The following is a 7,271-nucleotide window of genomic DNA, read 5'->3' on the forward strand; positions in this document are numbered from 1 at the left end:
GCGCGTCAGCGATTGGCGGTGGGGACCGCGAGCAGCTCCACGGTCGTTCGGGCCGCGTCGAACGGCTGTGGCAGATAGAGCGCGAGGTTGTGATCCCTCATCACGTTCTTCCAGTAGCCGTCATTCATCGAGAGGCTGAAGTACACGGTGCCCGGCTGCACCGGGACTTCCGGCGGCGGGCGGTACGTGACGGCCAGCGGCACCCCGGGCGCGGCGGCGCGGACGAGGCCCGGGATGTCATCCCAGCAGGCCACCTTGGTGAGCTTGGGGAACTGCTCGGCGACGACGCGCTCGGGCAAATCGCTCCTCACCGCCAGCAGGAAGGCGCCGCAGCGCTCCAGCCGTTCGTCCTCCAGCTTCCCCCGGAACATGCCGTCCGAGCCCGCGGAGAGGTCCACCGTCAGGCACTGCTCCAGCGCCACCGAGCGCATCAGCTCCGACAGGCGGCGGAACAGCTCCTCGAACGTCGCCCTCAGGTTCGTGAACTGGAAGGACGGCAGCGTCGTGGGGTCCGCGCTGGAGGAGAAGGTGCACAGCTGGCCGGCGCACTGCACCAGCGTGAGGTACAAATCCCGGGGCCGCAGGTTGCCCGCGTCCAGCGCGTGCTGGAGGAAGGGGATGGTGCCGTTGAGGGCGTTGAGCTCCAGGAAGAGCGTCACGTCGCCCGCGGTGAACTCCAGCGCGGACGCATCCCGGTGCCGGCGGCGCGAGGCGAGCTGGCGCTGCTTGGAGACCATCAGCCGCAAGAGCGTGCGCAGCTCGCCCATGATGTAGGGCGCCGCGTCGATGCGAAGGCAGGGCGGGACATAGGCGTCCACCACGGCCAGGCTGCCGGACTTGTCCCGCGTCAGCTCGAACAGCTTGATGGCCTCGAAGTCGTCGCGCGGCTCGGTGCCGAACAAGAGCCGCACGTTGCGCTGGCCGAAGCCCACCTGGGAGATGGACGTGGACGCCGTCAGGTCGCTGATGGGCCGCGTGACGGGCGTGTAACGCGGGCTGCCACCGATGCGCTCCCCGCTGCCGTAGCTCTCCACGCCGCTGCGCTCGCGCGGCACGCCCAGGTACACGTCCAGGGTGCGCTGCGCGGGAGGGAAGTAGCCCTCGGCGGGGCGCGCGGAGGGGGCCTCGGCGTCTCCGGACTCGAAGGACACCGTCAACCCGTCTGGCAGCACGCCGACGAAGTTCGACAACTGCACCTGGCCGGCGCGCAGCGCCTCCTGGTCCAGCTCCATGGCCACCACGCCCCACGGATAGGGTTCCAAGGCCCCCAGCCGGTTCTCCAAGAGCTGCTCGTGATAGAGGTCTTGTTGCTGGAGGTGGTGGGGGCTCATGAACATGCCCTCGGACCACACGACGCGCTGCGCGGACTTCATGCGCCTCTCCGGGGCGACTCTCGGTCGCCGGATTCGGGGTTGTTGTGTCGCTCCGGCGCCACGCTGAGGGGCCGGAACATCAAGTCGATCTGATAGCCCTGGAGCCGGTAGCGGAAGACCTCGTCGTCCTCCTGCGGCGGACCCTGGTCTCCGGCGGGACGCTCCACGCAGCGCGACTCCTGCACCACGGGCAAGGTCGCCACCGCGCGCCAGGAGTAACCCAGTGGCTGTCGGAACAGGCCCATGGCGAGCACGAAGCGCGCCTTCGGGTCCCGCTGTATCCAGCGCTTCTCCTGCGTACCGGGCGCCACCACCACCTCGGCCACCTGCAGCAGGTCATCCTTCAGCAGGACCTCGGGCTTGCCCCACAAGTCTCGAAAGCCCGCGCGCTCCAGCTTCACGCTGTCCTTGAGCTGGACAATCTGGACCACGGTGGGCAACGAGCGGCCCTTGGAGTCCGGGTTGAGCTGCTCGGCCGCGTCCACCACCACCTGGAACGGTGGCGGTGTCTCACAGGAGAAGGGCACGCGCTTCGCGCAGCCCGCTCCCACGCTCATGCCCAGCGCCTGCGCGGCGACCACACCCCACCGAAGGCACCGGCCGGCCACCCCCGCCGCACCGGCGCCAGTGTGTCCTAGCGCCAAATTCACATTCCTTTTTGAGGGCCCGGCCCCGTCGTCGGTTCCGTGCGAAGCGTAAAGTGCCAGACACAGTGGACCTGTTTCAAGCCACCCCCCCCGGGGTCTGCCTGGACCGGCCTAGTTTTCGGAGATCTTGGAGCCCTTGATGATGACGTCGCCGCTGCCGGTGACTTCAATCTTCGCGCCCTTGATGACGACGTCCCCGTTCTTCTTCACCTGCAACGTGGCGGAGCCGACCTTGAGGGTGAACTGCTCCTCGGCGACCAGGGCGATTTCCTTGGCCTGCAGAACGTAGGCGTCCTTGGTGACGTGATTGGATTTGCCACCGACGCTGACCATGAGGTCCTTGTCCACCTTCAGCGTCCGGGACTTGCCAATCTCTTCCGACAGGTCCCCGCCCACCTGCGTGGAGCGGGCGCCCTTGACGGACTCGGATTTCTTCGCGCCAACGACTTCCACCTTGGCGCCGCCCACCTGCTCGGATTTGACGCCGCCCACCAGTTCGTTGAAGGCGGCGCCCACGCTGATGGCGAGCGCTCCGCCCACGGTGAGCATCTTCCCCAGGCCCACCGTCTCCGCCGACGCCAGGCTGACCGACAGGCTCTGGCTGCTGCTGACGCCAATGGACTGGTCACCCTTGACGGACTCGGTGTGATTGCCCGCCACCGTCGTGGAGCGGTTTCCGGTGACGGCCAGGGACTGGTTGCCGCTGATGGTGCTGTCGTCGTCCTTCTTCACCTCGAGGGCCTGGTTGCCCTCGATGACGCGGGCGCGGTCCTTCTTCACCAGCAACGTCTCGTTGCCGCGGACCTCCTGCGTCTTGTCGTTCTCCACGACGACGTTGAAGTCCTTCTGCGCGTGCAGATACACGAGCTCCGAGCCCGCCGCGTCCTCGAAGCGCAGCTCGTTGGAGCCGTCACCGCCAGGGCTGGAGCTGGAGCGCAGGGTGCTCTGGGTCTTGCTTCCAGGCAGGTCGATGGGCGGCGGATTCTGCCCGTTGTAGACGCTGCCGGTGACGAGCGGGCGGTCCGGGTCTCCTTCCAGGAACTCCACCACCACTTCGTGGCCGATGCGCGGCAGGTACAGCGCGCCCCAGCCCGGACCCGCCCAGGCCTGGCTGACGCGAATCCAGCAGGAACTCTTGTCGTTGGCCTTGCCCTCGCGGTCCCAGTGGAACTGGACCTTGATGCGGCCATGCTCGTCGGTGTGGATCTCCTCGCCCGCGGGGCCCACGACGCGCGCGGTCTGTGCGCCGGGGATGACGGGGCGGGGCGTCACGCGAGACGGCCGGAAGGGCACGTCCGCGGGCTGGCAGAGGAACTCGTTGCGGTAGCCCTCGCGCGAGCGCAGCGTGGACTGGTCGATGCTCACCGCCTCCGACTGGTGGCCGGTGTGTCGCACGGAGATGGGCAGGTACTTGCGGTTGACAGCGGTGTCGGGGTGCTCGGCCAGCTCGAAGACGTGGCCGGGACAGATTCGGCGGCTGTAGCTGGCGCCCGTCACCGTCTGGGTGCGCGCGCGCAATTCCTCCAGCCGCACCTGGGCCAGGTTTCGGCCGGGGCCCGGCTCCTCGTAGCGGCCGGGATAGTCGTAGATCTCCAGCGCCGTCTCGCCGTCGTCCGCCTCCGCCTCCGCGCCCAGCATCTGGGCCGGCCGCAGGAAGTTGTAGTCGCGCAACGCGACGACGCCGGGCTGGACCTCGGTGCGCGCTACCAGCTCGTGCACGTACTCCTGCGAGGCGATCATGTGCGAGCGCTCGCGGAAGACGAGCTTGGACTCACCCTGCATGGAGGGATTGGCCGACGCGCCGTCCCCCAGCACCATCATGTGTGAGCTCTCGGCGTGCTCGAAGAAGTAGAAGATGCCTTCCTCCTCGAGGAGCCGCGAGACGAAGTCCAGGTCCGACTCGCGGTACTGCACGCAGTAGTCGCGCACCGGGTAGGTTCCGGTGAGGGCCAGGCGGTGTTCGACCTTGGCCTCGTCCAGGACCTTGTGGACGATCTGCGGAACGGTCAGCTCCTGGAAGATGCGGCTCTTGCGGCGGTGGCGCAGCGTCCACAGGCGCGGCACGACGGTGACGCGGTAGCGACGGCGCTCGGGGCCGCTGCCTTCGTCCCAGCGGGTCATCCGCGCGACGACGCCCTGGAAGAAGCGGGCGGTGCCGTCTCCGAGCATCACCGTCAACCGCGCGTCCTTGCCCAGCAGCAGCTTCTCCTCCACCTCGAGGTCGGGCCGGACGGCGAGGGCGACTTCGACGGTGTAGGGCTGGGAGAGTGTCTCCTCGGCCTCGAAGCCGAGCACCGCCAGCTCCGCGGCCGTGAACGAACCTGCCTCGAATTCGAACTCGGCCTGGTTCGCGAGCAACGCGGCGTTCGCGATCATCAGAGTGCCCCCGGCGCCAGACCCCGCGCGAGTCGCGGGGAGGTGAGTGATGCGCCAGCATGCCACGAATTGACCGGGCGGGAATCCCTGGTCTGAGATTTCAGTGACAGCGTTGTCTCGGCCCTCGCGCGCCGGGCGACCCGATGGGTGCGGGCTGGCCAGAGGAGGGGGGCATCTGGTGTAGAGTGAACGCGGGGGGCCGGCTTGAAACGTGGGACGGCTCCGGGTTACCCACACGCCATTCATCCGGGAGAATCATGAGACGAAGCAGGCTGCTGCGAGGCGTGCTCGCGTTTGCGTTCGCGCTGGCGTCCGCGAGCGCCGGGGCCCAGGACGACGTGCCCCCCGTCCCCAATGCGTCGCCCCTGAGGGGGTTCGACCTGGAGCGGCTGGAGCTGAATCCTGGCGCGGAAGGCGCGCTGCTCGTGGGCCTGGGTGAGCTGCTTCCAGCGGGTGACTTCCGAGCCACGGTCGCGATGCAGTACGCCCACGAGCCGCTGGTGTACATGAACACCGGGAAGAAGCTCGCCGTCGTGGGCAGCCGCGCGACGGCGCACCTGGCCGCGGCCTATGCGCCCTTGAGCTGGTTGCAGGTGGGGTTGCAGGTGCCGCTGGTGGCGTTTCAGGGTGGCAACAGCACCGGGTTGGCGGGTGCGGGCATCCCGGAGCCGCGCGCGCAGACGCTCTCCACGCCATCGCTGAGTGGTCGGGTGGGGCTCCTGACGCAGGAGTCGTCGGGCGTGCTGGACCTCGCGGCGGAGCTGGGGGTGGGCGTGCCCCTGGGCAGCGCAGAGGGGTTCTCGCGGGATGATGGCTCGGTGCGGCTGTCGCCCCGGCTGATGCTGGGGCGGCACTTCGGGCGCATCCGCGCGGGCTTGGAGGTCGGCTACGTCCAGCGGGAGAAGATGCTGCTGACCGAGCGCGTGGGCGACCTGGAGGACGAGGTGGGGCACGAGGTGCGCGTGGGCGCGGCGCTCTCCACGACGGGCAAGCGGCTGCGCTGGGAGCTGAACGTGCGCGCGATGCTGCCCCTGACGGACCAGCCCGGCGCGGTGGAGCTCCTGCCGGGGGCGCGCTACCTGGCGAGTCCGTCGCTGGAGCTCTTCGCCCTGGCGGGCATGGGTGTGGGCTCGGCCCCGGGGACGCCGCTGTTCCGGCTGATGGTGGGCGGTGCGTTCGGCAAGGTGGTGCCGACGCGCGGGCCCGGTGAGTCATCGGTGCGCTGCGAGCCGGGGTTGGTGAAGACGCTGACGGACCCCATCCAGGAGTGCCCCGGCTCCGACGAGGACGGGGACGGCATCATCAACAGCGTGGACCGCTGTCCGCTGGTGGCCGGAGACGCGGCGCGCGGAGGCTGCTCGGCGAAGGACTCGGATGGAGACGGCATCGAGGACACGCTCGACGAGTGCCCGGACCTGAACGGCCCTCCCGCGCGCAATGGCTGCCCCATGGATGACAAGGACAAGGACGAGGTCGAGGACAGCAAGGACCGATGCCCGGAGCACGCGGGGCCGGCGGACAACGAGGGCTGCCCGGTGGTCGACTTCGACAAGGACGGCATCGTGAACGACAACGACGAGTGTCCCAACGAGCCGGGGCCGCCGGAGCGCAAGGGCTGCCCGGAGATGGACTCGGACAAGGACGGCGTGCCCAACAGGTTGGACAGCTGCGTGAAGGACGTGGGCGCGGCGAACAACCTGGGCTGCCCCGCGAACGTGCCGCCGCTGGTGGAGATCAAACCGGGCCACCTGGAGCTGTTCGAGCGGATCTACTTCGAGGCCTCGGGCGTGGTCATCCAGAGCCGCTCGCTCGAGCAGCTCAACTGGGTGGCGCGCATCGTGAGGGAGCACCCGGAGCTGCCCATGGTGGTGGTGGGTGGGCACACGGACCTGCGCTCGCCCCTGGATGCCAGCCGGCGACTGTCGCAGGCCCGCGCGGATGCGGTGCGCCAGTACCTCATCAGCAAGGGGGCTCCGGCGGACCGGTTGATGGCCGTGGGCTTCGGGAAGACCAAGCCGAAGGTGTTCCCCGAAAACACGTATCAGGACCGCGAAGAGAACCGTCGCATCGAGTTCAAGTTCATCGACCCACAGGAGTCGCGAGGAGCGCTCCCCGCCGATGGGGCCGCGAAGCCAGGAGACGTGCGCCAATGAGGACGCTGCTGATGCGAGCGCTGTTGTGGGGCGTGCTGTTGCTGTGCGGCACCGCGAGCGCGGAACGGGACCGGTTCGGGCTGGGCGGTGGAGGCACGGCGAGGGTCTTCTCCACGGCGGGCTCTTCGCACAAGATCAACAGTCATACGAAGCTCAACGCCAATGCCAACGCGGGGACGGACACGCTGGTGCTGCTCGGGGCGCTCCCGGAGCTCGCCAACACCAACCTGGTGATGGTCATCCAGACCACCGGGTTGAGCCCCGCGCCCGCGCCAGGCACGAGCACTCCGGTGGACTTGTCGGCCGGTGCGACGCCCACCGTGGGACATTGGGAGTTCGCGCAGATCAAGACCGGGGGCCCCACGTCGACTTCGCTGACGCTCACCGCGCCCCTGGTGCACAGCTACAAGAGCGCGGGCGCGCAGGTGGTCACTGTGCCTCGCTACGGAGCGGTCACCGTCAACTCGACCGTCACCGTCACTGCGGACAAGTGGAACGGGAGCTCGGGCGGCGTGCTGGCGTTCCTGGCCAATGGCCCGCTCATCAACAACGGAACGATTCAAGCAACAGGGCTCGGCCTTCAGGGCGCCACCTTCGCCGGTGATGCGAACGGCGGTTGCGCGGGCTCGGACCTGGGCAATACGGGACGCCGGGGCGAGGACGTGGTTCCCGCACCGGGGGACTCGCGCGACAACTCCACGAATGGTGGAGGCGGGGGCTCC

At 68.9% G+C, this 7,271-nt stretch carries 4 protein-coding genes and 1 pseudogene; 2 read left to right on the plus strand and 3 right to left on the minus strand.

Annotated features, from left to right (window positions below; translation table 11 throughout):
- Positions 1-5: 5 nt before the first annotated feature.
- From tssK to tssI, 3 genes are all read right to left on the minus strand, one after another.
- On the minus strand, positions 6-1,373 hold the full coding sequence (gene tssK / locus HR086_RS21610; protein WP_174463750.1) for a type VI secretion system baseplate subunit TssK: 1,368 nt from the start codon (positions 1,371-1,373) through the stop codon (positions 6-8).
- Positions 1,370-1,930, minus strand: a complete 561-nt coding sequence (gene tssJ / locus HR086_RS21615) for a type VI secretion system lipoprotein TssJ (protein WP_174463801.1) — start codon at positions 1,928-1,930, stop codon at positions 1,370-1,372. The genes tssK and tssJ overlap by 4 nt, the downstream gene beginning before the upstream one ends.
- Before the next feature lie 201 nt (positions 1,931-2,131).
- Positions 2,132-4,396 carry a type VI secretion system tip protein VgrG gene (gene tssI / locus HR086_RS21620; RefSeq protein ID WP_174466535.1) on the minus strand — a complete coding sequence of 755 codons (2,265 nt, stop codon included), beginning with the start codon at positions 4,394-4,396 and terminating at the stop codon, positions 2,132-2,134.
- 257 nt (positions 4,397-4,653) lie between these two features.
- Here tssI and HR086_RS21625 point away from each other — a divergent pair, with 257 nt between their 5' ends.
- On the plus strand, positions 4,654-6,549 hold the full coding sequence (locus HR086_RS21625; protein WP_174458791.1) for an OmpA family protein: 1,896 nt from the start codon (positions 4,654-4,656) through the stop codon (positions 6,547-6,549).
- A pseudogene (locus HR086_RS21630) lies at positions 6,546-7,271 on the plus strand (hypothetical protein); the annotation flags it as partial. The gene HR086_RS21625 and the pseudogene HR086_RS21630, both read left to right, overlap by 4 nt.

This window comes from Myxococcus sp. CA039A, from assembly GCF_013336645.1.
GTDB lineage: Bacteria > Myxococcota > Myxococcia > Myxococcales > Myxococcaceae > Myxococcus > Myxococcus llanfairpwllgwyngyllgogerychwyrndrobwllllantysiliogogogochensis.

Excerpts from the sequence above, each read along its gene's own strand:
- tssK (WP_174463750.1), bottom strand. The coding sequence starts at position 1,373 with ATGAAGTCCGCGCAGCGCGTCGTGTGGTCCGAGGGCATGTTCATGAGC.
- tssJ (WP_174463801.1), bottom strand. The coding sequence starts at position 1,930 with ATGAGCGTGGGAGCGGGCTGCGCGAAGCGCGTGCCCTTCTCCTGTGAG.
- tssI (WP_174466535.1), bottom strand. The coding sequence starts at position 4,396 with ATGATCGCGAACGCCGCGTTGCTCGCGAACCAGGCCGAGTTCGAATTC.
- HR086_RS21625 (WP_174458791.1), top strand. The coding sequence starts at position 4,654 with ATGAGACGAAGCAGGCTGCTGCGAGGCGTGCTCGCGTTTGCGTTCGCG.